The following is a 26,167-nucleotide window of genomic DNA, read 5'->3' as shown; positions in this document are numbered from 1 at the left end:
GCGGCTTTGCGCCTGTTGCATAAGCGGGGGCAACGCTAACATAGAGTTATAAGCCCGGTACTGCCGGGCCACAGCCTGGAGGGAGTGCATTACGTTATGCCGAAGAATCAATTCTTTAATGCCCATCATTCACCGATTGGATCTTTTTCAAGCTTTACCCTCGGATTTAAGGGAGCGTCCGGCGGCTTTGACCTGGAAGTGGGCAAACCGCCTAGACAGAATGTATATATTGGTCTGGAGCGCAAGGATGGTAGCGGCTTCGATACCTTGCCGTTCCATGAGCAGGGCAGCGACGATGAAAGTAAACGTTATGACATCGAGAACCCCGACCCGAACCCGGATAAGCCGCAGATTCTTTATCACTACGCAGACGAAGAGATCACCCGCGATTTCCGCCTGGCATCGGATAGCTGGCAGGCAGGTGACCTAACCTTCCGCATTCTGTCACCGGTCCGGCCGGTTCCGGACCCCGAAACGGCTACTGACGAAGAGCTTAAGGAAGTGCTGCTGCCCGCAGTGCTGGTAGAGCTGGAAGTCGATAACACTTCGGGCAATGCTATCCGCCGTGCCTTCTTCGGCTTCCAGGGGAATGATCCCTATAACGCCTTGAGAAGATTCGATGGCGGCCAGGCAGAGCTGACCGGTGTCGGACAAGGCCGGTTTCTGGCCATTGCTGCTGAACAGGGCAGCGTGAAAGCTGCCATGCACTTTACCCTGGAGGATATTCTCACAGCGGAGCTGGAGGAGAACTGGACCTTCGGACTCGGCCAGGTTGGAGCTCTGGTTATGGATGTGCCCGCAGGAGAGCGCAAGGTCTACCGGTTCGCAGTCTGCTTCCACCGGTCCGGCTATGTAACCTCGGGGATGGACGCCAGTTATTACTATAACCGCTATTACAGTAATGTAGAGGCGGTAGCGGAATATGCGTTGTCCCATTTCGATCAGCTGAAGCAGCAGGCAGAGCAGGCTAACACCATGCTGGAAGGAACCGGGCTCAGCGAAGACCAGACATTCATGCTGGCTCATGCCATCCGCAGTTATTATGGCTCAACCGAGCTGCTGGAGTACAAAGCCCAGCCGTTCTGGATTGTGAACGAAGGCGAATACCGGATGATGAACACATTCGATCTTACGGTGGACCAGCTATTCTATGAGCTGAAGATGAATCCGTGGACCGTTCGCAATGAGCTGGATATGTTCGTGGACCGGTACAGCTATGTGGATACTGTCCGTTTCCCGGGAGACATGACGGAATATCCGGGCGGGCTCAGCTTCACCCATGATATGGGGGTAGCCAATGCCGTCTCACGTCCGGGGTATTCCTCATATGAGCTGTACGGCATCGACGGCTGCTTCTCGCATATGACCCATGAGCAGCTGGTGAACTGGATTCTTACTGCGGCGGTATATCTGGAGCATACTGGTGACCTTAGCTGGATGGAACGCAACCTTACAGTACTGGAGAGCTGCCTGCAGAGTATGCTGAACCGGGATCATCCGGACCCGGCGAAACGAAACGGTGTGATGGCCCTCGACAGCTCGCGGACAATGGGCGGTGCGGAGATTACTACGTACGACAGTCTTGATGTGTCACTGGGCCAGGCGCGCAACAATATTTACCTGGCGGGTAAATGCTGGGCAGCGTATTTGGCGATGGAGAAGATCTTCCGCGATAACGGCAATACGGAGCTGTCACAGACTGCCGGCAGACAGGCAGAGCTCTGCGCAGCAACCATTGTGGGCAGTGTTACCGAGGGTGGCTATATCCCGGCTGTAATCGGTGAAGGCAATGACTCCAAGATTATTCCGGCGATTGAAGGCCTCGTCTTCCCTTACTTCACAGGCTGTAAGGAAGCATTGGAGCGCGAGGGGCGGTTCGGCGAATACATCGCGGCGCTAGACACGCATCTGCAGGCCGTGCTTGTTGAAGGGGTGTGCTTGTTCGAGGACGGCGGCTGGAAAATCTCCTCCACCAGCAACAACAGCTGGCTGAGCAAGATTTATCTGTGCCAATTCATCGCCAGACAAATTCTTGGTCTGGAGTGGGAGGACAAAGGCCATGCAGCCGATTCGGCACATGTAACCTGGCTTACGCATCCGCAGCTCTCGATCTGGAGCTGGAGCGACCAGATTATCTCCGGCGAGATCACCGGCAGCAAATATTATCCGCGCGGAGTGACGGCGGTCTTGTGGTTGGAGGAGCAGCGGGGGTAAGCATTTGCAAGCTGAAAGGGTTATCCGAACACGCGGAGCCGCAGTAGCATTTCGTATGTGTAGTTGTCAGAGCTTCGCCCAGCCGCGAACGGTTAGCGATAATCACCTATTAAGGTGAAAGTGTTGTACAGATTACAACTTTGAACCTTAAATACTGGGGTGTTCGGGAGGATTGTTGTAGCAAATACAGGAATATTCCCGCTAAGCTGTCTGGAAGAAGATGAATGATGTATTTTATACAACATTATTGGATTTGAGGCAATAAAGTGAAGGGAATGTTGTATTCCGTGCAGGATTTTGAACCGGAATCGAATCGCGATTCTGCAACACTTGAATAATCTTTTGAACCATAAGTTTAAACAACAAACAGCGGGTCCCCAGTATGTGGGGGCCCGCTGTTTGAGTTATCCAATAGCCAGATTAGAAAATACGGTGCTTCAACACTTCAGCTTGGCGACGGCTTCGACTTAGTAATAATCGCCCTAGATCAGCGATACATCGATGAAGGAGTCGCCGCTGCCTGTACCATGCAGCAGAATAGCTTCATGCTCCGGCTGGTCCCAGGTGGCATAGTTAGTTGGGACTGCTCGCCTGTTCCAAGGCAGCTGAGCAGCTGCAGAAGCGGCATCGTGATATCCTTAGGACCTTACTCTAAGGATTATCCGGCACAGGTTATAATTCTCGTAGATCCACTCCATGGTCTAGAAGCAGTCCTCGAGATCAAATCCGCAATATGAGGGCTTCATGGTTCTAATCCTTTTACCCCGGGATTGGATTGAGGGAGCTGTCAGCTGTGCAGTAATTCACTTTGAAAAGGTAACAATTATAATATAATCCCAATAATTAACTCGGACTGGAATATCGGCGAGAGGCGAAAGGCGGGATGCAGAGTGGGGAACAATCAGCTACAACGGAAATACAGTGTATTTCTGGGCGTCATATTGTCGGGGTATAATGTGGCTGATAAGCTCTATGGCGCGGTTTTTATCATTTTGATGAGCTTGCGCGGCGTGGATGCCTTTCAGATCAGTATCGTGTTTGCCGTTTCTTCACTGTCCATGGCTATCTTTGATTACCCCAGCGGGAATCTGTCCGATATCTATGGAAGAAAGCGCATGACGGCGGCCGGATTCATGGTGTGGGGAGCGGGGCTCGGGATTTTTGCCGCTGCTAACGGTCTTGCCTTATTCATCGCCGCCTCCATCGTGATGTCTCTGGGAGTTGCGATGATTTCGGGTTCTCCGCAGGCGTGGTACATTGATCAGCTGGAAGAGCTGGGAATGCCGGATTATAAAAAAATCGCCCTGCCCCGCATCAGCGGGTTTGTATCGGCGTTTGCCATCGTCGGTGCATTGATGGGTACGGTGAGCAGCCGCGTACATTATGTTCTTCCGGTGGCTATTGCCGGCGTGCTGGCGGTAGGACTCGGCGTATATACCTGGCTCAGCTTCAGCGACAACTACGGAAGCAGAACGCAGAGCAGCATCCGCCGGGAGATCTATGCCAGTTCGGCCGATTTCGCCCGCAGCACAGAGATGCGGTTTATTCTTCTGCGCAGCATCCTGACACATACCGCCTTGCTGGTCTTTCTGTTGTCCTGGCAGGTATATGGGGTGAATGAGCTGGAATTTCCGGTCAGTTCCCTCGGGGTGCTGCTGATTCTGTTCATGGGAGTAATTAGTGTATCGAGCTTCCTGGTCTCCTATCTGGCCAAAAAAGAGGTTGCTGCCGTCCGGATCATCGTCTGCGGAACTGTAATCTCTGCACTCGGACTGCTGCTGGTCGGATTGTTTCCGCATAAGGCTGTATTTATTGCCGGTCTGGTGCTGTTTGAATTCGGGCTCGGGATGGATATGTCTTCTACAGGTGTCTGGGTACAGGATTTCATTCCCGGGGCCAAGCGGGCGACCTTCACCTCCGGGCTGTCAGCGCTCAAATCACTCGCCGGTTTCCTGATTACGCTGATCCTGGGGATCATGGCCAAGAATCTCGGGTATGCCTTCATCTGGTGCTTTGCGGGCGCCTCGCTGCTGGGATCCAATATCGTGCTGCTCTATTTCAACACTAAGTATGTACGGGCAGGCAGCAGCGAAGCAGACGGAGAGAAGACCCTGGTGTCCTGATTCTGAAAGGCTTAATTTATACTATAAAAGCTAACAACAGCAGGTCTTCTTCTCGGAGGCCTGCTGTTTAGCGTGTTCAGGGCAGCGGCATTACAGCCACTTCATCGCCCATGCCTCGACGGGCAGGAGCGCCGTGCCCAGCTCCTGCCCCTTGGCAGTGAGCGAATATTCCGTCCTTACCGGACGGTCAGGAATGACCTCGCGGCTGATCAGGCCGCATTCTTCAAGCTCCTTCAGGCGCTCGTTGAGCATACGTTTGCTTAGATCAGGGATGACCGTGTGCAGCTCACTGAACCGTTTGGTCCCCTCCATTAACACATGGATGATCAGATTCACCCACTTCTTGCCGATAATATGATGAACATGCTCGACTTTGGCGAGCAAAGGCTTAAGCTCCTGTGTCATGCGGATTCCCCCTTGTGTAGTTATTATAAATACCCACCTTACTATAACATAGTAGAAAGTGCGTGAAAATAAGTACTTTTCGTAAATGTCGAAATGAGGTTGACGAATGGATTCTGCAGTCGTATGATGAGTGTTATAAAGTTTGTGAGTAATAATAAGTAACCACATAAACATTTGATAATTACGGGAGGAATGAAAGTGGAATCATCATCATTCGTACTATTTGGCGCAACCGGGGATTTGGCCAAACGAAAAATATACCCCGCCCTATATAACCTGTTCAAAGATGGCAAGCTTTCTGGTCCTCTCTCAGTCATAGGTCTCGGCAGAAGAGAGTTGTCGAATGAAACCTTCCAGCATCAGGTGCTGGATTCATTGCGCACCTTTTCGCGGCGTCCGGTTGAGGATTCAGCAGAGCTGCAGAATTTCCTGCTGGCTTTTGAATATAGCGTGCTGGATGTCGGACGCCCCGAAGATTATGTGAAGCTGCTGGGCCATGTGCAGCGCCGTGAGGAAGAGCTGGGCCTTCCGCAGAACCGGATGTTCTACTTATCCGTCGGTCCTGAATTCTTCGGTGAGATTGCCAGTAACATTAACGCCAGCGGACTTGGTGACACGAAGGGATGGAAGCGGCTGATTATCGAGAAACCGTTCGGACGGGATCTGCAGTCGGCACGGGTGCTTAATGACAGCCTGAACACTGCTTTTAAGGAGGAAGAGATCTTCCGGATTGACCACTTCCTCGGCAAACCGATGGTGCAGAACCTTGAGGTGCTGAAATACTCCAATCCGGTACTGCGGGCATTGTGGCAGAACCGGTATATCGAGAGCGTACAGATTACGGCTAGTGAAACGGTCGGTGTGGAAGAACGGGCTGGGTATTATGACAAGGCTGGCGCGCTGCGCGACATGTTCCAGAACCACATGCTGCAGCTGCTTATGATGATGGCTATGCAATTGCCCAAAGGCAGCACCCCGGAAGATGTCCGCAGCAAGAAGCGCCATGTGATCCGTTCGGTACGGCCATTGCTCCGTGAGGAAGTGACGCAGCATGTGGTACGCGGCCAGTATGCAGCGGGTGAGCTGCGCGGGCAGCAGGTTCCCGCTTATACGGCTGAACCCGGCATAGAAGCCTCTTCACAGAATGAGACCTACATCGCCGCCCGGCTGTGGATTGATGACCCGCTTTGGAAGGACGTGCCATTCTATATCCGCACCGGCAAACGCATGAAGGAGAAATCGACGCGGATTGTTATAGAATTCAAAGAGCCGTTTAATGATTTGCATAATAAGAACAGAAGCAAGCTTGCCCTGGACCCTAACCTGCTGGTGATTGATATTGGTCCGAACGAAGGGATCTCCCTTACCCTAAATACCAAAAATCCGCGCCAGCACGGACAGCTCGAGCCGGTCAGCATTAAGCATGAGTCGGGCAACCCCGATCTGCCGGAAGCCTATGAGAACCTGATTTATGATGCTTTACTCGGAGATGCCACCTTCTTTGCCCATTGGGATGAAGTTGAGTTGTCCTGGCAGTGGGTTCAGCCTATAATCGAAGCAACAGCAGAAGGGACGCTTCCGCTTCATCTGTATCCAGCCGGTTCCTTTGGACCCCGGGCTGCCGATGAACTGCTTGGAGAGCATCACTGGTGGCTTGATGAACCGGAGGCTGTGGAGCATTCCGGGGTCCGCCAGACACAGGAGCTGGACCCGGAAGCTATCCGGCCTGGTGCGTGAGTAGCGGCATAATCATCTAATCTATAACATTCGGAGGGATTTGCAATGAAAGTTGGTTTAATTGGATTAGGCAAAATGGGCTTCAATCTCGGCCAGAATCTATTGGAGCACGAACATGAAGTCGTGGCTTATGATGTGAACGCCGGTGCGGTGCAGGTGCTGGAAGCGAAAGGAGCCGCCGGTGCGGGAAGTCTGGCAGAACTTACAGGCAAGCTGGAATCCCCGCGTATCCTCTGGATCATGGTCCCGCACACCTTTGTGGATTCGGTCATCACAGAACTGACGCCGCTGTTGTCGGAGGGGGATATCATCATCGAAGCCGGGAATTCTCATTATAAGGAGTCAATCCGCCGTCACGATGAGCTTAGCGCCCACGGGATTTATTTCCTGGATGCCGGAACCTCCGGCGGGATGGAAGGCGCACGCAATGGCGCTTGTTATATGATCGGCGGAGATGAGGAAGCGTGGGCGGTCGTCGAGCCGATTTTCCGGGATACTGCGGTCGAGAACGGGTACCTGTATGCCGGCAAATCCGGCAGCGGACACTTCCTGAAGATGGTCCACAACGGGATTGAGTACGGCATGATGGCTGCCATAGGTGAGGGCTTTGAGGTGCTGGAGAAAAGCGGCTATGACTTCGACTTCGAGCAGGTGGCCCGCGTCTGGAATAACGGATCGGTCGTCCGCTCCTGGCTGATGGAGCTGATCGAACGCGCCTTCTCCAAGGATGCCAAGCTGGATGAGATCAAGGGAATCATGCATTCTTCCGGGGAAGGCAGATGGACGCTGGAGACCGCGTTTGATCTGCAGGCGGCTACGCCGGTTATCGCCATGGCGCTGCTGATGCGCTACCGGTCGCTGGAGACCGATACCTTCACCGGCAAAGTAGTTGCTGCGCTGCGAAATGAATTCGGCGGCCATGCTGTGGAGACGAAGTAAAGGAAGCAGCAGGGGCGGCAGTTGCCGGACTCTGGTCCTATAAGATAATAGAAGTGTGAAAAGAGCAGCAGATCCTTTGGGGATTTGCTGTTTTTTGGTGCCGGGTAGTGTCTTTGAGTCTGAGGAGTGGGCAGATAGCGGCTCAACCTTGCGGCATCCCGAATTAGACAACCCGCACGGAGCATATAGGTACAGAAAGAGAAGCAGACGGGGGATGAACCAGTGTCTCGTAATCAGGAATTTACAGTCTATCTGATCACTAAGGGCGATATCATCCGGTTTATTGCAGTTGAAATTGTTTTAGGCAGTATGACATATTCACTGGCACTGAAAATTTTTCACAATGCTATTCTGGCGGGTGCGGGGGGATGGGCCTGTACTGAAGGGCTGAAGAGGCTGGGGAAACTCGGGTTGTTACTTGGGAAATAACAGAATTCACGAGTTCAGCCGGATGGAAATTGAATAACCCGCTGGTTAATGGTTAATAACGGGGATTCCCCCAGGCTATCAATCTGAGGTACTATATAGGAATAGTTATATAGAGAGAGATAGAGGAATGGTGATTCGCGTATGGTTAACCTACTGGAAGTATTGATCAAAGAAATTGTTCCGGCAGAAGGCTGCACTGAGCCGATTGCGGTTGCCTATGCAGTCTCTTTGGCGGCTGAACAGGTTGAGGGAGAGATTACTTCGATTCAGCTGTTCCTCAGCGGGAATATTGTGAAGAATGCGATGGGTGTAGGGATTCCGGGCACCGGGCAGACCGGTCTGCCGATAGCAGCAGCCTTGGGCGCAGTGATCCGCCGTTCTCATCGCAAGCTGGAGATTCTATCCGGACTTACTCCCGAAGAGCTGGCGAAGGCTAATGCGATGATCGGGCAGAAGCTGCTGAATGTGGAACTGAAGGATACCCCTGAGAAATTGTATATTGAAGCCAGGGTGAGCAGCTTGAATCATACAGCGACTGCAATTGTATCTAAAGAGCATACGAATGTAGTATTCCTGTCCAAAGACGGCGTTAAGCTGGAGCCGGGGAAGGACAAGGCGGATTGCGAGGAGTCAGACATGCTGGACCCGGAGGTATATTCGGTTTCATTGGAAGAAATATATGAATTCATCCAGACTGCGGATTTCACTGAGCTGCGGTTTCTGCTGGAAGGAGCGCGGATGAATAAAGCGATTTCGGATGAGGGGCTGCGCGGGGAGTATGGCCTGCAGGTGGGCAGGAAGATGAGCCAGCAATCGGCGGTGAATTTGTTCGGGGGGGATGTGGCGAACCGGATTATTGCCGCCACGGCAGCGGCATCCGATGCGCGGATGGACGGCAGCGCCATGCCTGTCATGACCACTGCGGGAAGCGGAAATCAGGGCATTGCCTGCACGATGCCGGTAATTGCCCTTGCTGATCTCCTTGGCAAAGATGAGGAGACACTGGCAAGAGCGATGGCGCTCAGCAATCTGATTACCATTCACGTCAAGCATTATATCGGCCGTCTTTCCCCGCTGTGCGGATCGGGAATTGCCGGGGGAGTAGGGGCAGGGAGCGGTATTGTCTACCTGATGGGCGGCACGCTGGATCAGATCAAGCGCTCCATCCAGAACACTATTGCTTCTACTTCCGGAATGATCTGCGATGGTGCGAAACCGACCTGCGCGCTCAAAATCTCAACCGCCACGAATGCGGCAATCCAATCCGCAACACTGGCGATGAACGACATTTCAGCCAGTCTGAATGACGGGGTAATCTTTGAGAAGGTTGAAGATACAATTAAGAATATGGAGACACTGGTTCAGGAAGGGCTTGCGGCAACCGACCAGGCCATCCTGAACATCATGCTCTCCAAAGGAGCGGTATCGTAATACGTCCGTATATATTAGACTTAACGGGTATAATCCGGTTGTTCCATTGAGACAGGCTGAGGATTGGCCAGTACCCACTGCACTGCCAGTTCGCTTAATCTTGCCGGTTCATCGTAGCCGGAGCCTTTGCGCAGACTATTGGTTAATGAAGCTGCCTCCTGGAGAAGGGCGGGAGATAACGGTGTACCTGTGCCCAGGTGCCGGATAAGGGCATCCAGCATTTTACGGTAATTGTCATCCCAGTTGCCTCCGCCGTTATCCAGGATTTCATGAGAGACCCGTCCGGTAATACGGATAACCTCTCCCTGTACAGTTTGCGCGTGCCCTGAAGCAGGGACAAGGTAATCCCAGAGCTCCTGATGCTGAGCGGACCATGCCGCTGTGGCAGCCTTGATGGGGGAGGTTCCATCGTGCTTCACCTGTTTCGCAACAGGCTCGACATCGAATAGCCGGTACAGCTCCAGCAGTGCGGATGCTTTTTGATCCAGCTCATCATTACTGTGGCTGGCTCTGACAAATTCCAGATCCTTGCCGATCCGCCGCACGGAATCTTTCATCTCCGGCGTGATTGCTGCTCCTGCATCCAGCAGGATTTTCGAGATTTCCACCATGTTAGCTATATCGATATTCCGGCATTGGGATAATCCCTTAGCGAGCGGTGTTTGTTTCCGTTTATTCTCCGCATGGATGTTTGCACCATGGGCGACCAGGTCCTGTATGGCCCGGGTACGGTAATAACCTGCCGCTGCGTGCAGCGGTGTCTCATTCTGATAATCCAGGGCATCGGGGTCCGCGCCTAATTCCAGGAGTAACGGGATATTTCCGGACCAGGTTGCAGCCTGGGAGTGCAGCGGAGTGTGCTCATATTTGTCCCGGGCGTTGATGTCGGCACCCTGCTCTACAAGCCAGCGGACCAGCTCATCCGGGATCTGCCGGAAGCTGAGCGCGGTTCCTTTGCTGTAACCCCCGCGGGCATCCCATTCGCACTCCTCAAAGATGGCCTTGAGCGCTGCGATATCACTCGTTTTGACCCGCTCGCCAAAATCGGCGGGTAAGGCTTGCTTCTTTTTCCCCATAGCATTTTTCCGCTCCTTTATGAATAGCAGATAATTTCTGCAAGTTTATCATATAGGGGAAGTGAATTCCAATAGAGTCAGGAATAGACTGCAATGGAATGGAGAGTATGCAAAAAGGCAAAGCTTCTGATCCCGAATCCGGGAAGAGAGGGTTTGCCTTTTGCTTTTATACACTTATATAGGGGACTGGCCTGTTGATTCCTGCGTCAGGTCTACTTAATATAACACTTCCACATTCTTCCCGGACAGCAGCTTAAGCCATGCATCCGAAGGTTTGCGGTCCGTAATCAGCACATCGATCCGGCTCAGCTCGACCAGCTTGGCGAAGGCGGTTTTGTCAAACTTGGTATGGTCGGCCAGCAGCACTACCTTTTCCGCCTGGCGCAGCATGTATTTCTTCGTTTCGCATTCCGGTTCATTGGAATCGGTAACTCCGTGCTCCATATCAATGCCTTTACAGCTGATCACAGCGATGTCCACATTATAGCGCTGGGTGGTATCGTGGGCTACAGGGCCGACCAGCGACAGGGAGCGGTGGCGCAGCGAACCCCCGGTGGAAATAATGTTCAGGCTGGAACTCGCGAATTCATGCAGAATGTTGATCGAATTCGTGATGATTGTCAGATTGCTTTTATTGCCCAGCAGCTTAAGGAATTCAAACGAGGTAGAACTGGGATCTACCATAAGCGTATCCCCGTCGTTAATCAGATTGAGAGCTTTAATCGCGATATTGCGTTTGATATCCGTATTGAGCGCCCCCCGGGTCAGGAACGGCAGATCTTCATTGGTATGTCTGTTTAGCATCGCTCCGCCGTAGGTGCGGCTGACAATTCCGTCCTTCTCCAGCTTCTCCAGATCTCTGCGTATCGTTTCCTCTGTGACCTCGAACATCCGGCTCAAATCGGACACAAGCACACGTTTATCCTGATGAACAAGATCTATTATTTTTTTGCGTCTTTCGGCAGCAAGCATACGTATCACCTTTCCGGTAGCTTATAGCTTCAAGTGGAAACGGCTTGGCCGTCCTTTTTAGGGACGGTAACGTTTCAGCAAGAAATACTATAAGGATAAGTTATCGTGTGAAACAGATAGATTCTTATATTTAAATATAGACCGTTATTTCTGTGTTGTACAATGAATATAAGAAAAACAACATGTATTATATTATGTTCTTTGCAAAACAGACATTAAACAAATGAAAACAACATAATTAATATTTAATTTGTTGACAACACAGATTATTGGCGATACGATGAGGATGCTAATAATCTCTTTGAAAGCGTATGCCGGTTCCCAACGGAAGCGCCGCAGCCGGTCTGCTGCTTAACCTCAGTGACCAGCCTGAGGCGCCGCAGCCAGAATGTACTTCCTACTATCAGTGGAGATACTTAGCTTACTGTAATCGTTCTATACTAATTTGCCTGGGAGGCTGGTCAAGCAATGAGTACTCATGTCTATTATGTTCCGTCCATCAACATTATGGGTAAGGGCTGTCTGAAGGAAATCGCTCCCTATATTCAAGAACTGAATTTGAAGAAAGCGCTCGTGGTTACGGATAAGTTCCTGACGAAGAGCGGGATCGCCGGCAAACTGCTGGCTGTCCTGGATGAAGCAGGGATTAACTATGTCGTATATGATGAAGTGAAGCCGAACCCAACCTGCAAAAATGTCCATGACGGCGTTGATTTCCTGAATGATCATCAATGCGACTATCTGATCTCTATCGGCGGAGGATCGCCGCAGGATACTGCTAAAGCGATCGGGATTGTAGCAACCAACGGCGGATATATTGCTGATTATGAAGGCGTTCACAAGTCCAAGAACAAATCCCTGCCTATCGTAGCCGTGAACACTACTGCAGGAACCTCAAGTGAAGTTACAATTAACTATGTAATTACAGATGAAGAACGCAAGATCAAGATGGTAATGGTCGACAAGAACAGTATCGCCACCATTTCGGTGAATGATCCTGAACTGATGATCGACAAGCCTGCTGCACTTACCGCGGCTACAGGTATGGATGCACTGACGCATGCAATTGAAGCACTGGTTACACCAGGCGCTTACCCTGTAACTGACGCTACTGCACTGGCGGCTGTTGAACTGATATTTGGAAACCTGGCCCGTACCGTAACAAACGGACATGATATCGAAGCACGTGAGCAGATGGTGTATGCGATCTTCCTGGGAGGCCTGGCCTTCAACAATGCCGGACTTGGTTATGTGCATGCCATGGCACATCAGCTCGGTGGCGTGTATGACCTTCCGCATGGCGTCTGTAATGCGATGCTGCTGCCACATGTGGAAGAAGAGAATGCCAAATATGTGCCTGAGAAATTCAGAGCGATTGCCAAAGCGATCGGATTGCAGGTCGAAGGCAAGAACGACAAGGAATGCGCGGATTTCGTCATCGAATCGATCAAAGCCCTGTCCAAGGAAGTTGGTATTCCGGCCAAACTGTCCGAGCTGGGTGTAGATGAAGTGGATTTGGATCTGCTGGCTGAGAATGCGATGAAGGATGCCTGCGCACCGGGCAACCCTTTCATTCCTACCAAAGAAGAAGTTATTGCCTTGTTCCGCAAAATTCTGTAATTTACCTTCTATAGATAAGGAGATTCCCTATGAACAATCATATCGCCGTCGATATCGGCGCCTCCAGCGGGCGGCTTGTACTCGGAACCCTCGTGGACGGGAGTCTCAAGCTGGAGGAGCTTCACCGTTTCAGCAATGGATTCACTGAGCAGGAGGGCTCCTGCTTCTGGGACATTGATTATTTGTTTAATGAAATTATCAGCGGTCTTCATCAAGCAAAAAGCGCAGGAATTAACGAATGTACACTGGGTATTGATACATGGGCAGTAGATTATGTGCTGCTGGATGCGGAAGGCAAGCGGATGCAGGAAGTCTATGCTTACCGTGACCGCCGCACTGATGGGGTTATGGAGAAAGTCAGCAAGCTGCTCTCGCCTGAGAAGGTTTACGCCAAGACAGGGATTCAGCAGCTTAGCTTCAATACGCTGTATCAGCTGTATGCGCATGACCGGGAAGAGCTGGAAGCAGCAGATCAGATTCTGATGGTTCCGGATTATCTCTACTATAGACTCAGCGGCCGCAAGATCAACGAGGTGACCAATGCCTCCACGATGCAGCTGCTGAACCTTGCTACCCGTGATTTCGATCCGGAATTGCTGTCCTTACTGCATCTCCGCAGAGAGCAGTTCGCACTGCTTACGGAGCCGGGAGAAGATCTCGGCTTCATCACGGCGGAGCTGATGCACCAGCATGATCTGCCGCAGTGCCGCCTAATCTGTGCCGCCACACATGACACGGCTTCTGCCGTGCTCGGTGTGCCTGCGCAGCAAGGGAGATCCTCAGCTTACATCAGCAGCGGCACCTGGTCTCTGCTCGGGTTGGAGCTGGATCACCCGATTAATGACAGCAAAGCTCTGGCAGCCAATTATACGAACGAGTGGGGAGCTTACGGCACTTACCGTTTCCTTAAGAACATTATGGGCCTTTGGCTGATCCAGGAAGTACGGAGACTGGATGGGGCAAGATACAGCTTCGCCGAGCTGGCCTCAATGGCCGGAGGCAGCGAAGGCTTCCGCAGCCTGATTCCATGCAATCATCCGCGTTTCCTGAATCCGGACCATATGATAGAAGAGATTCGCCAGGCCTGCGCGGAGAGCGGCCAGCCTGTTCCAGAGACGCCGGGTGAACTAGCCCGTTGTATATTTGACAGTCTGGCTCTATCCTATCGGAGCTATCTGGCCGAGCTTGAAGACCTCACGGGCCAAGGGATTGAAGTTCTGCAGATCGTCGGCGGCGGCGCCAATAATGAACTGCTGTGTCAGCTGACCGCCGATATGATCGGCAGAGAGGTACTGGCAGGTCCGACGGAATCAACGGCACTGGGCAATCTGGCCGTGCAGATGATCAAGGCGGGCCGAATGGCCGACATCCATGAAGCCCGGGACGTCATCGGCACTTCCTTTGCAATCAAGTCGTATCTGCCGCGGCCGGTTCCCCGGCTGAATCAGCTACTGGCCCGCTGGAATAAGCTCCATTCTGCGGCAAGTACGATTGAGAATATATAGAACTATTAGGAGGCAACAGCATGGATCAGAGCATCACCAGTGGCTATAACGAAGCGAAGAAATTATACGCAGCCCATGGAATTAACGTAGATGAGGTGCTGGAGAAGCTTGCGAAGATCAAAATTTCCGTTCATTGCTGGCAAGGCGATGATGTTCAAGGGTTCCTGTTCAAAGACAAAGAGCTCAGCGGCGGGATTGCTGTGACTGGCAGCTATCCCGGACGTGCCGGCACACCGGCTGAGCTGCGCAAGGATTTGGAGAAAGCCCTGTCGCTGATTCCGGGTAAACATAAAGTCAATCTGCATGCAATCTATGCTGATACTGACGAACAGGTCGATCTGGATGAGCTGGAACCGCGCCACTTCGCAAGCTGGGTAGAGTGGGCGAAAGAGCAGGGGCTGGGACTGGATTTCAATCCAACCTGTTTCTCGCATCCGAAGGCTGCTGACGGCTTCACCCTGAGTCATGCCAATGACGAAATCCGCAATTTCTGGATTAAACACTGCAAGGCTTCCCGCCGCATCGCCGAGCATTTCGGCCGCGAGCTGGGACAGCCTTGTGTAACGAATTTCTGGGTACCGGACGGCTACAAGGATACTCCGATTGACCGCCTGGCACCGCGTGTGCGTCTTAAGGAATCCCTGGATGAAATTTTCAGTGAGGAAATTGATCCGCAGTACAATATTGATGCACTTGAGAGCAAGCTGTTCGGTATCGGTTCTGAGAGCTATGTTGTCGGATCACATGAATTCTACATGGGTTATGGCCTAACCCGCGGCAAGGCGATCTGCCTCGATGCCGGACATTTCCATCCGACCGAAGTCATCTCCAATAAACTCAGCTCGATCCTGATGTTCTCAGAACAGCTGCTGCTGCATGTCAGCAGACCGGTCCGCTGGGACAGCGATCATGTTGTCACCATGGACGATGAGCTGCTGGAAATTGCCCGTGAACTGGTTCGCGGAGATTTGCTGCCGCGCACGAACATCGGCCTTGATTTCTTCGACGGCAGCATCAATCATCTCGCGGCTTGGGTTATTGGAACTCGCAACACCATTAAGGCGCTGCTTCGCGCTATGCTGGAGCCGGTTGAGGAGCTTCGCGCCATTGAACTGGCAGGAGACTATACTTCACGCCTCGCGCTGGTAGAAGAATTCAAGTCCTATCCGTTCGGCGCAGTTTGGGATTACTACTGCGCATCACAGGGCACTCCGGTCCGTGAGCAATGGCTGGTTGAAGTGAAGAGCTACGAGCAGGAAGTACTGGCTGCAAGATAAATGGGATTTTGTCCTGTTGAATCATAGACACAGCGTCATTTGATATAGCGTAATTGAATGTATCTACGCACTTATACGAGCATATAGAGGAGAGATAACATATGAGTACTTCAGTAGTAGAATCTAAAGGTTATATCGCCGATGTTGAAGCGCCGTTTATCCAGGAAATGTCGGAGATCACCCACCACATGTGGTCGCTGGGCTGGGATGAGCTGAATGGAGGCAACGTCAGCTATCTGCTGGATGAAGAAGAAGTAGCCAAGTATATTAACATCCGCGAGCCGCTGCGTACAATCGCCCTTACCTTCCCTGTGACCGAGCTGGCCGGCAAAACCTTCATCGTAACCGGCTCCGGTAAATACTTCCGCAACGTCATCAAAGACCCGGAAGCGAACCTTGGCGTGCTGCGTGTCAGCGGCAGCGGTGAGAGTGTAGAAGTGCTCTGGGGCTTGCGTAACGGAGCGGTACCGACCAGTGAGCTTGCTTCCCACTTCATGAGCCATATTGAACGGCTGAAGGTAGATCCTTCGCACCGCATCGTGCTGCATACCCATGCAACGAATGTGATTGCCATGACCTTCACCCATGATCTGGATGAACTGAAGTTCACCAAGACCCTGTGGGAAATGTGCACAGAATGTCTGGTTGTCTTCCCGGATGGCGTCAGCGTCATTCCTTGGATGGTTCCGGGAAGCAGTGATATTGGACGGGCTACAGCGGATAAAATGAAAGACTATCGTGTAGTGATTTGGCCACAGCATGGTATCTTTGTTACGGGTGCTACCATGGATGCTACCTTCGGTCTGGTAGAAACCATTGAAAAAGCGGCAATTGTCTACAATCTGATCGGCGGACGTGAAATCAAACAGAAAATCACGGATCAACAGCTGGCCGATCTGGCCGCAGCATTCCGGGTAACTCCGAAGGCCGGCGTTCTGGACCTGTAGGTTAATTAGGATCATCCCGGCACTCATTTGCATTTGCCGCTGAGAACAGTCATAATATGCTTACTTAAAGTAATTATATTATGAAATGGAGGCCGATCATGAATACCAATAAATTGTTTGAACCCTTTGAGGGAGGGGGCCTGTCCCTGACCAACCGTGTGGTAATGGCACCGATGACACGGGTTCAGTCTCCAGGAGGCGTGGCTAGTCCGGAGGTAGCGGCTTATTACCGCCGCCGGGCGGAAGGCGGCGTCGGTCTGATCATTACTGAAGGAACAGCTATCGATCATCCGGCGGCGGTCAGCCATCCGGATATTCCGAATATCCACGGCGAAGCCTCTCTGGAGGGATGGGCGCAGGTAGTCAAGGAAGTGCATGCTGCCGGAGGCAAAATTATTCCGCAGCTGTGGCATGTCGGCATGGCCCGTAGCATCGGTGAATTGCCGAATGCTTCAGCGCTTCCTATCGGTCCTTCAGGGCTTAATCTGGCCGGAGAGCAAGTTACCGAGCCGATGACCAAGAATGAAATTCAGGGGATTGTCAGCGCCTTTGCCAAGGCCGCCAAAGATGCCAAGGCCATTGGCTTCGACGGCATTGAATTACACGGGGCCCACGGTTATCTGATCGACCAGTTCTTCTGGGAGAAGACCAACCACCGTACCGATGAATATGGCGGTGATCTTGAGGCACGGACAACCTTCGCGGTTGAAGTGATCGATGCCTGCCGCCGTGCGGTAGGACCGGACTTCCCGATTGTGCTCCGCTTCTCGCAGTGGAAGGGTGGCCATTATGACGCCAGACTTGTGGAGACGCCTGAAGACCTGGCGCGCTTCCTGACACCACTCAGCAATGCGGGTGTGGATATCTTCCACTGCTCCACCCGGCGTTTCTGGCAGCCGGAGTTCGAAGGGTCAGATCTTAATCTGGCAGGCTGGACGAAGAAGATTACCGGCAAACCGACAATCACAGTAGGCTCTGTGGGACTCGACAGTGCCTTTCCCAGCCCGGTAACCGAGAAGAATCAGGAGGATAATATTGACCTTCTGCTGGAGCGGCTGGACAAGGCAGAGTTCGATCTTGTTGCGGTAGGCAGAGCCCTGATCAGCGATCCGGCGTGGGCTGCTAAAGTGCAGGCTGGCAGAATTGGTGAGATCATTCATTTCACCTCTGACGCAACCAAGACATTATACTAAGAATACTAATTCACATAGTTTGAGCCAGAGCACCCGGTGAATTGGGAATTGCGGCAAACCTCGTGTTTATCCGCTAATGTCCATCCACATCGGGTGTTTTTTGCGCAGATCAGCCCCATTACAGCATACTACTGTCCAATTTCCTGAAATAATGCCATTGTCCGAGCATCCTTACCTTTCTCTAGAATATTGCTATAAGGAGGACCTTTGTAAATTCAGAAGAAGGAGAGTGAGAGATGGCGATTCTATCGACGGGACCTAGCGAGAACAATGTGGTAAACAGCACAGGCACCCGCCCGACTCAATCGGTAACAGTCAAAAATAGACGGCCGAAATACAACCGAGGAATTCGATGTTCCTATCTTGGACTACAGCCTTATTGGAGTACGGTCCCTGTATGTGTAAGAAAAATTAAGTGTCGGACCGTGCTGAGCCCGGTTATGGCAAGCAGAGTTTAATGAATAAGTCCCGAACCATAAGCTTGGGCCGGGTTTATTGCTGTGGATAGAATGGAATGATGCAGTGATATTCTTCAATGAAATATAAAGAATATTTAGTATTATAAGGAAGCTAGTGGAATTGATACATAAGGAGACTAATACAATGCAAGTTGAGCAGAGAGATCTGGAACTGATCCAGGAAGCCATTAAGGTAATAGACCGCAACTTCGATGAAGTGAACGAGCGTCACACGGTAGGTGCAGCAGTACGCTGCGCGAATGGCAAAGTTTATGCAGGAGTTAATTTGTACTCGATTCATGGCTCATGTGCGGAGTTTATTGCTATCGGCGCGGCGATTACAGCAGGAGAACGGGAATTCGAGACTATCGTTGCTACCAGAGCGCAAAGCGAAGGAGGAATTCTGCTTCCTCCATGCGGCAATTGCCGGGAGATGCTGGTACGTTATGCTCCGAATATTCAGGTTCTGGTGCAAACAGGAAATGGAGTGGAGAAGTACAGCATCCAAGAGCTGATACCGTATCATTAAACGTAAAATTCACGAAAAGCTCTGCCTTGTCGGGGCTTTTTTGTCATTCAGGAAATTTTTTCGCAGAGCTCCGGTAACTGTTTATATATTCCTGCCCAAAATACAACATTTTCCTCATCCTACCGGCCCAAATCCGGAATTGTTGTACTAAAGGCTGAATCGGATCAATGGATTAGATGGTTAGATTATCCTTATCTGTGATATAATTTTGAATTGATTGCGGGTGTATCTGAATTCATGAATTACTTATAAAGGAAGTGTAAATCTGATGACGAAGGAGAACCGGAACTCAGCGGACTTCAACTCCACCAAGGGCAAGGATTACTCCAAGTATTTTGATTTTACCGATGCTAAAGTGATAAGTGAGCAAGAGGGCAAGACCACCTATCGCATAAAAGGAAGAAACGTTCAGATAAACAGCCAGCCCGACTACAGGGAAGGCAAGCGCCGCGGCAAGGAAGAGATCGAGGTGCTCTACCATTTCGAGATTCCGCCGGAGATGGAGGATTTCGGCCAAGGCAAAACCTATCATATCACCACCTACGGCTGCCAAATGAATGAACATGATACCGAAACGATGAAAGGTATGCTGGAGCAACTGGGTTACCGGCCGGCTGATGACCGCAGAGATGCTGATCTTATTCTATTAAATACATGTGCAATCCGCGAGAATGCGGAAGATAAGGTGTTCGGAGAGCTGGGTCATCTCAAATCGCTCAAGCTGGAGAAGCCGGGGCTGCTGCTCGGGATCTGCGGCTGCATGTCCCAGGAAGAAGGCGTAGTTAACCGGATCATGAACCGTTATGGCTTCGTGGATATGATTTTTGGTACGCATAATATCCACCGGCTGCCGGAGCTGATTAAGGAAGCGGTGTTCAGCAGGGAGCTTGTGATCGAGGTCTGGTCCAAGGAAGGCGACATTATTGAGAATCTGCCGAAGAAAAGAGAAGGTTTGCGCGCCTGGGTGAATATTATGTACGGCTGTGACAAGTTCTGCACATACTGCATTGTGCCGTTCACCCGGGGTAAGGAGCGCAGCCGGCGTCCTGAAGATGTCATTGCCGAAGTGCGGGAGCTGGCCCGTCAGGGCTTCAAGGAAGTTACGCTGCTGGGGCAGAATGTAAACGCCTACGGGAAGGATTTTACCGACATTGACTATACATTCGGGGACCTGATGGACGACATGCGGGGGATCGATATTCCGCGTATCCGCTTCATGACGTCGCATCCCCGTGATTTTGACGATAAATTGATTCAAGTGCTTGGCAAGGGCGGAAATCTGGTGGAACATATCCATCTGCCGGTCCAGTCGGGAAGTACAGCCGTCCTGAAGCAGATGAGCCGCAAGTATACCCGTGAAGCATATTTGGAGCTGGTCCGCAAGATCAAAGCAGGCGTGCCAGACGCGGTGCTGACTACCGATATTATTGTCGGTTTCCCGGGTGAAACCGAAGAGCAGTTCGAGGAGACACTGTCGCTGGTGCGCGAAGTAGGGTATGATATGGCATATACCTTCATTTATTCTCCGCGCGAAGGTACTCCGGCTGCTGCTATGGAAGATAACGTTCCGGCGGAAGTCAAAAGCGCGCGCCTGCAGCGTCTGAACGATCTGATCAAAGAACAGAGCCGGCAGGGCAATGAACGGATGCTCGGCAAGCTGGTCGAGGTACTGGTGGAAGGCGACAGCAAGAACAACATCAACGTACTCGCTGGACGTACCCGTGACAGCAAGCTGGTGCATTTCGAAGGCCCGCCGTCACTGATCGGCACAATGGTGCAGGTGAGAATTACCAGTACGAAGACATGGTACATCAAAGGGGACTATCTGGCGGAAGCTGCAGCAGTCCTCTAATTATAGAGAAATGGGGCGAGAAGATTGAGCCAGGAAGAAGCGCGTTTGAATGAATACGGCATGCAGACCCACAACACCCGTGATTTAATCGTAAGAGAGGATATTATGGGCAAAGCGAAGGAGCTGGCTACACTCATCTCCACCAGTGAAGAGGTCCGGCATTTCCAGCAGGCCGAGCAGAAAATTCTGAATCACGATCGTGTACAGGGTTTGATTGCTACCATTAAGAAGAAGCAGAAGGAGATTGTGGCCTTTGAGAGCTTCAAGAATCAGGCGATGGTCGCCAAGATTGAACAGGAAATTGAAGTGCTGCAGGATGAAATAGACAGTATTCCGGTCGTGAACGAGTTCCAGCAGAGCCAGAGCGACATTAACTATCTGCTGCAGCTGGTTATCTCCGTTATCAGGGATACCGTCTCGGACAAAATCAATGTGGAAGCAGGCACAGAAGCGCCTCCATCCACTTGCGGTGACTAATTGAATACCCCCGGGGCGGATGAGAATCCGTCCCTTTTTCATATATAGCGCGAACTGCGGTTGATTTTAAGAGGACAGGTTTGGTACATTAAAAGATACGAACAGCAAATATAGCTGCGGCAAAGGATGATCTAAAGTGAGCGAGAACGTGGAACAAACCTATAACTCCAAAAAATACCGCACTCCGGACGGCGTTCCGGCGGATATTGTCATGTTTACGCTGACCAAACGCGAACGGAAGACGGTCACGAAGACACTCCCGCTGCGGGAGTTGAAAGTTATGCTGATCCGGCGCAAGAAATGGCCCTATGCAGGTATGTGGGCTTTGCCGGGCGGTTTTTGCCAGGAAGATGAATCGATCTATGATGCGGCTACGCGTGAGCTGAAGGAAGAGACCGGCGTAGACGGCGGCCATTTGGAATATCTCGGTGTCTACAGCAAGCCGGGGCGCGATCCGCGGGGCTGGATCATCAGCCATGCGTTTTTTGCACTGGTCGAGGAGTGGATGCTGGAGCAGCGTCAGGCCTCTGATGATGCAGGGGAGGTTGGCCTGTTCACCCTGCAGGAAGCGCTGGAGAAGCTGGAGCTGGCTTTTGACCACCATGATATTATTACCGACGCTTATCTGCGGATTCAGCAGCAAATGCTGCAGACTACGATTGCACGGCAGTTTCTGCCGCGCCATTTCACGCTAAGTGAGCTGTATCAGGTGATCCAGACGGTCGTGCCTGAATTCAAGGAACCGAATTTTATCCGTAAAATTACGTCAACACGCAGCCGGCAGGGTATATTAAAGGAAGTAAGTGATGAAGCGGGCAATCCGCTCAGCTCCAATCAATACTCCCAGCGTCCGGCACAGCTCTATATGTTCACGGACCATGAACCTTTATTATCGATTTATACCTAATCTGCTGGGAAGCTTATGCTCACAACCCTTTGAGGAGGCTATCAACTAATGAGAGCACTAATCGTAATTGATTTCACCAATGATTTCATTGACGGAAGTCTGCCGGTAGGGCAGCCCGGTATCGAGATTGCGCCACGGGTCAGCCAGCTCACGGAACAGTTCGTGCAGAGCGGGGATTATGTTGTGATGGCTGTAGACTTGCATGAAGCAGATGATCCATATCATCCGGAGAGTAAATTATTTCCGCCGCATAATCTGCGGGGCAGTCAAGGACGTGAGCTCTACGGCAACCTGAAGGCCGTGTACGAAGCGAACCGTGAAGCCATCTACTGGATGGACAAAACCCGGTACAGCGCTTTTAGCGGCACGGATCTCGCGCTGAAGCTGCGTGAACGCGGCATTACCGAGCTGCACCTGATCGGAGTATGTACGGATATCTGTGTGCTGCATACGGCAGTGGATGCGTATAATCTGGGATTCAGCATTATTGTACACGAGGATGCGGTAGCCAGCTTCAACCCGGACGGGCATACTTGGGCACTGGGACATTTCCGGGGCAGTCTCGGAGCGAAGGTAGTCGCTATCACATAGATAAATAATATAATTGAACGAAGATAATATCAAAAGCTGTAAGGAACGAAGGGGAAATTTGGATTATATAACACAACAGCAGCTGCAGATCCCGCTACAGCAGTGCAACTATTAGGAGATGAGGACTTGAGGAGAGAACTTGCTCTACATACAGACAAATATCAGATTAATATGATGTACGCCCATTGGGTTAACGGCACGCACAAACGCCGGGCTGTATTTGAAGCTTATTTCCGCAAGCTGCCGTTCGGCAACGGGTTCGCGGTATTTGCAGGCCTGGAGCGGATTGCCCAGTATATTGCTGAACTGCGGTTCACAGAGGATGATATCCGCTACTTGTCGGAGCAGGAGGAGAATTATGCACCGGCGTTTCTGGAGGAGCTGCTGCAGTTCCATTTCCAGGGCAGCATACATTCGATGAAGGAAGGCGCGCTTGTCTTCCCGGATGAGCCGCTGATCCGCGTGGAAGGCACGATTATGGAGGCTCAGCTGGTGGAGACAGCCATCCTGAACTTCATGAACTACCAGACCCTGATTGCGACCAAAGCTTCCCGGATCAAGCAAGTGGCCCCGAATGATACGCTACTTGAGTTCGGAACGCGGCGTGCGCAGGAAGCAGATGCGGCCGTATGGGGTGCCCGGGCAGCGTATGTGGGCGGCTTCCATGCGACCTCCAACATGCTGGCCGGCAAAATGTTCGGCATTCCTACGAAGGGCACCCATGCCCATTCCTGGGTGCAGAGCTTCCCGAGCGAACAGGAAGCCTTCGACGCTTACGCGAGAGTAATGCCGGACGGCGTTACCCTGCTGGTCGATACCTTCGATACCCTGCGCAGCGGTGTGCCGAATGCGATTAACACCGCCAAGAAGCTGGAGGCGCAGGGCAAACGGATGAACGGCATCCGGCTCGACAGCGGTGACTTAGCCTATTTATCCCGCAAAGCCCGGCAAATGCTCGATGAAGCCGGCCTGCAGTATGTGAAGATCGTTGCCTCCAATGACCTGGATGAGAACACGATCATGAACTTGAAGTCGCAAGGGGCGGCTATTGATACGTGGGGGGTCGGAACCCAGCTGATTACAGCTTCCGATCAGCCTTCTCTAGGCGGAGTATACAAGCTGGTCGAGATTGAATCTCCAAGCGGAGAGATGATTCCAACGATCAAGATTTCCTCTAATCCCGAGAAGGTATCGACTCCCGGCAAAAAGGCCGTTTACCGCATTATCGGGCAGAACGGTAAAGCCCTGGCAGATTACATCAGCTTCTCCGGGGAAGAGGCGCCGCGTAACGGTGTCCGGCTCAAGCTGTTCAATCCGCTGCATCCTTATATGAGAAAACATGTGGAGCACTATGAAGCGCTGCCAATGCTGGAGCCGATTGTAGTGAACGGCTTCCAGGTCTATCAGCTGCCGGATCTGAACGAGATCCGCCGCTACCATCAGGAGCAGCTTGATCTGTTCTGGCCGGAGTACCTGCGTAAGCTGAACCCTGAAGTATTCCGCGTGAATCTCAGCGAGCAGCTGTGGAACCGCAAGCAGCAGCTGATCGCGGAGCATATGATGACGGATGTGGAATAGCCTGATTGTTATATAGAAATATACTCAATTAACTTAGCCCTCTCGGCCGGTGGATAATCCACGACCGGGAAGGCCTTTTTGCCGGGGTGTGGGCAGAAGACAGGCAGGCTCATCCCCCTGCCCGCTGCGTATATCTTCATAGACACGTAATACGCAGGACCATATGCTCATTGACACGAAGTCTCTGGAATAATATATTAAATATGTTCTTAAATACAATTTTTACAGAAATGGTTATTTTTTGGAGCTAAAGTTAAAGCGCTTTAACTTTAGCCCGGCAGACAGTTGGGCGAATACTCCATGTGAGGGGGTGAGCTTTTCCTAAGGCAGTTCGTTTGTGATTGCAATGGATTCGAAGCCATATCGACCAAATCATGAGGAGTGAATGCGTTATGAATAAGCAAGGGAAACGCAAGCTGCACTGGAAAAGTCTGATGCTTCTTTGTCTGGCGCTCTTTATCCTGCCTGCCGGGTCCGCTTTCGCCGCAGTGAACAAACCGTTCCCGCAGCATACGACCTATACGGCCGGAACCATCAAACCGAATAATGTTACGCAGACGGTTATGGATAATGCGGTTAAGACCAAATGGGATGCCTGGAAGGGTGCATATCTCAAACCGGCCGGGACAGGCAAATATTATGTTAAATATAATTCAGACGGGGAGACCGTCTCTGAAGCGCATGGCTACGGCATGCTGTTCACTGTCCTGATGGCCGGTTACGACACCAATGCGCAGAACTACTATAACGGACTCTACAATTATTACACAGCACATCCAAGCTCCATCAATCCTTATCTGATGTCCTGGAAACAGAACAGCAGCTTCCAGAATATCGAAGGCGAGGATTCCGCAACGGATGGTGATATGGATATTGCGTACTCGCTGCTGCTGGCTCACAGACAATGGGGAAGCAGCGGGACGATCAACTATTTGCAGGCAGCTACTAACATCATTAATGCAATCATGGATAATGAGATCAATCAGACCCAGTGGACCATCCGCCTGGGGGACTGGGCGAACAGCGGTTCATACAATACAGCAACCCGTCCTTCCGATTTCATGCTCAGCCATTTGAAGGCCTTCCAGTCCGCTACCGGCGATGCCCGCTGGCAGAATGTAACGGATAAGACTTATACGATTATTAACAACCTCTATACCGGTTATAGCTCTACCACCGGTCTGCTGCCAGATTTCGTAGTCTACTCCAGTAACACCTATAAACCGGCCGCAGCGAATTTCCTGGAGGATGCCAACGACGGCAATTATAACTACAATTCATGCCGTACCCCGTGGCGGATTACCACCGATTATTTGCTCACAGGCGATAACCGTGCCTTGTCCCAGCTGAATCAGCTGAACAGCTGGATCAAGACTAAGGTAAGCAATACTCCGGGCAACATCAAGGACGGCTACAAGCTGAACGGAACCACTTTCGGCAGCTACAACAGCGGCGCGTTCTATGCTCCGTTCGGCGTAAGTGCGATGACTTCATCAGGCAACCAGAGCTGGCTGAATTCACTCTGGAGCCATACGTCAGGCAGCGCGGCAGAGGATTATTATGAAGACAGCATTAAGCTGTTCTCCATGATCGTAATGTCCGGTAACTGGTGGACTTACTAAGCGTTTTTATTCTTGATATGATCCAAAGACGAAATCCGGGTGATCTCTGATCACGGGTTTCGTCTTTTTTCATAATGGGCGCCTGTGACATTTATCATGAAATCTGTGATAAATTTAACATCTTAATTTTTAATTTTATTGCTAAATTAAGGGTGACATTGGTTCCACTTCATCCTTGGGAAAACGCGGAATTACACACAATTTTCACAATTTGTCGTTTTTATGGCAGATTACCTTCTATTGAAGTAACGCCGCGCTGTCGCGTATAAAGAAATCCATTGAAAT

The 26,167-nt window shown here is 51.4% G+C and carries 21 protein-coding genes; 18 read left to right on the top strand and 3 right to left on the bottom strand.

Annotated features, from left to right (window positions below):
* Positions 1 to 96: 96 nt before the first annotated feature.
* Both R50912_RS18685 and R50912_RS18680 read left to right on the top strand, forming a co-directional pair.
* Entirely contained in the window at positions 97 to 2,214 is a 2,118-nt protein-coding gene (locus R50912_RS18685) for a glycoside hydrolase family 52 protein (protein ID WP_042237026.1), read from the top strand.
* A gap of 890 nt (positions 2,215 to 3,104) precedes the next feature.
* Positions 3,105 to 4,337, top strand: a complete 1,233-nt coding sequence (locus R50912_RS18680) for an MFS transporter (protein ID WP_042237025.1) — start codon at positions 3,105 to 3,107, stop codon at positions 4,335 to 4,337.
* Positions 4,338 to 4,427: 90 nt separating this feature from the next.
* On the opposite strand, the gene R50912_RS18675 is transcribed toward R50912_RS18680, so the two are convergent.
* Entirely contained in the window at positions 4,428 to 4,742 is a 315-nt protein-coding gene (locus tag R50912_RS18675) for a winged helix-turn-helix transcriptional regulator (protein ID WP_042137990.1), read from the bottom strand.
* A gap of 198 nt (positions 4,743 to 4,940) precedes the next feature.
* Between R50912_RS18675 and zwf the strand changes: the two genes are divergently transcribed.
* The 4 genes from zwf (at position 4,941) to R50912_RS18655 (ending at position 9,278) form a co-directional block, all read left to right on the top strand.
* Positions 4,941 to 6,479: a glucose-6-phosphate dehydrogenase gene (gene zwf, locus R50912_RS18670; protein WP_042237023.1), complete on the top strand. Its 1,539-nt coding sequence runs from the start codon at positions 4,941 to 4,943 to the stop codon at positions 6,477 to 6,479.
* Positions 6,480 to 6,524: 45 nt separating this feature from the next.
* Positions 6,525 to 7,418, top strand: coding sequence for a phosphogluconate dehydrogenase (NAD(+)-dependent, decarboxylating) (gene gnd, locus R50912_RS18665; RefSeq protein WP_042237021.1), 894 nt, complete (start codon positions 6,525 to 6,527; stop codon positions 7,416 to 7,418).
* Between the two features lie 222 nt (positions 7,419 to 7,640).
* Positions 7,641 to 7,847: a hypothetical protein gene (locus R50912_RS18660; RefSeq protein WP_042237020.1), complete on the top strand. Its 207-nt coding sequence runs from the start codon at positions 7,641 to 7,643 to the stop codon at positions 7,845 to 7,847.
* 141 nt (positions 7,848 to 7,988) lie between these two features.
* A complete protein-coding gene (locus tag R50912_RS18655; protein ID WP_042237018.1) occupies positions 7,989 to 9,278 on the top strand; it encodes an L-cysteine desulfidase family protein in 1,290 nt (429 codons plus the stop codon).
* Positions 9,279 to 9,298: 20 nt separating this feature from the next.
* Here R50912_RS18655 and R50912_RS18650 read toward each other — a convergent pair whose 3' ends face one another.
* Together R50912_RS18650 and R50912_RS18645 are read right to left on the bottom strand one after the other, a co-directional pair.
* On the bottom strand, positions 9,299 to 10,354 hold the full coding sequence (locus R50912_RS18650; protein ID WP_042237016.1) for an ankyrin repeat domain-containing protein: 1,056 nt from the start codon (positions 10,352 to 10,354) through the stop codon (positions 9,299 to 9,301).
* A 216-nt stretch (positions 10,355 to 10,570) separates the two neighbouring features.
* Complete coding sequence (locus R50912_RS18645; protein ID WP_042237014.1) at positions 10,571 to 11,326, bottom strand: DeoR/GlpR family DNA-binding transcription regulator; 756 nt, start codon at positions 11,324 to 11,326, stop codon at positions 10,571 to 10,573.
* Positions 11,327 to 11,794: 468 nt separating this feature from the next.
* Between R50912_RS18645 and R50912_RS18640 the strand changes: the two genes are divergently transcribed.
* From R50912_RS18640 to R50912_RS18585, 12 genes are all read left to right on the top strand, one after another.
* The gene (locus R50912_RS18640; RefSeq protein ID WP_042237012.1) at positions 11,795 to 12,946 is read left to right on the top strand and encodes an iron-containing alcohol dehydrogenase; all 1,152 of its coding nucleotides are present in this window, start codon (positions 11,795 to 11,797) and stop codon (positions 12,944 to 12,946) included.
* Positions 12,947 to 12,975: 29 nt separating this feature from the next.
* Entirely contained in the window at positions 12,976 to 14,451 is a 1,476-nt protein-coding gene (gene rhaB / locus R50912_RS18635; RefSeq protein WP_042237011.1) for a rhamnulokinase, read from the top strand.
* 20 nt (positions 14,452 to 14,471) lie between these two features.
* The gene (gene rhaA, locus R50912_RS18630; protein ID WP_042237009.1) at positions 14,472 to 15,728 is read left to right on the top strand and encodes an L-rhamnose isomerase; all 1,257 of its coding nucleotides are present in this window, start codon (positions 14,472 to 14,474) and stop codon (positions 15,726 to 15,728) included.
* 101 nt (positions 15,729 to 15,829) lie between these two features.
* Positions 15,830 to 16,675, top strand: a complete 846-nt coding sequence (rhaD, locus tag R50912_RS18625; RefSeq protein ID WP_042237007.1) for a rhamnulose-1-phosphate aldolase — start codon at positions 15,830 to 15,832, stop codon at positions 16,673 to 16,675.
* Positions 16,676 to 16,773: 98 nt separating this feature from the next.
* A complete protein-coding gene (locus R50912_RS18620) occupies positions 16,774 to 17,868 on the top strand; it encodes an NADH:flavin oxidoreductase (protein ID WP_042237006.1) in 1,095 nt (364 codons plus the stop codon).
* Positions 17,869 to 18,471: 603 nt separating this feature from the next.
* Entirely contained in the window at positions 18,472 to 18,855 is a 384-nt protein-coding gene (locus R50912_RS18615; RefSeq protein ID WP_052416487.1) for a cytidine/deoxycytidylate deaminase family protein, read from the top strand.
* A 268-nt stretch (positions 18,856 to 19,123) separates the two neighbouring features.
* Positions 19,124 to 20,707 (top strand): tRNA (N6-isopentenyl adenosine(37)-C2)-methylthiotransferase MiaB, encoded by a 1,584-nt coding sequence (gene miaB, locus R50912_RS18610; RefSeq protein WP_042237005.1) that lies wholly within the window; start codon positions 19,124 to 19,126, stop codon positions 20,705 to 20,707.
* Positions 20,708 to 20,767: 60 nt separating this feature from the next.
* Complete coding sequence (locus R50912_RS18605; RefSeq protein WP_442950525.1) at positions 20,768 to 21,184, top strand: YlbF/YmcA family competence regulator; 417 nt, start codon at positions 20,768 to 20,770, stop codon at positions 21,182 to 21,184.
* A 136-nt stretch (positions 21,185 to 21,320) separates the two neighbouring features.
* The gene (locus R50912_RS18600; protein ID WP_042237003.1) at positions 21,321 to 22,091 is read left to right on the top strand and encodes an NUDIX domain-containing protein; all 771 of its coding nucleotides are present in this window, start codon (positions 21,321 to 21,323) and stop codon (positions 22,089 to 22,091) included.
* A gap of 48 nt (positions 22,092 to 22,139) precedes the next feature.
* Positions 22,140 to 22,682, top strand: a complete 543-nt coding sequence (locus R50912_RS18595; RefSeq protein WP_042237001.1) for a cysteine hydrolase family protein — start codon at positions 22,140 to 22,142, stop codon at positions 22,680 to 22,682.
* Positions 22,683 to 22,808: 126 nt separating this feature from the next.
* Positions 22,809 to 24,260: a nicotinate phosphoribosyltransferase gene (locus tag R50912_RS18590; RefSeq protein ID WP_081956569.1), complete on the top strand. Its 1,452-nt coding sequence runs from the start codon at positions 22,809 to 22,811 to the stop codon at positions 24,258 to 24,260.
* Positions 24,261 to 24,652: 392 nt separating this feature from the next.
* Complete coding sequence (locus R50912_RS18585) at positions 24,653 to 25,882, top strand: family 8 glycosyl hydrolase (protein WP_042236999.1); 1,230 nt, start codon at positions 24,653 to 24,655, stop codon at positions 25,880 to 25,882.
* Positions 25,883 to 26,167 lie beyond the last annotated feature (285 nt).

The sequence above is a fragment of the Paenibacillus sp. FSL R5-0912 genome (assembly GCF_000758605.1).
Classification (GTDB): Bacteria; Bacillota; Bacilli; order Paenibacillales; family Paenibacillaceae; genus Paenibacillus_AQ.
The sequence above is the reverse complement of the archived record's forward strand: the minus strand, read 5'-3'. Positions and strand labels throughout refer to the sequence as shown.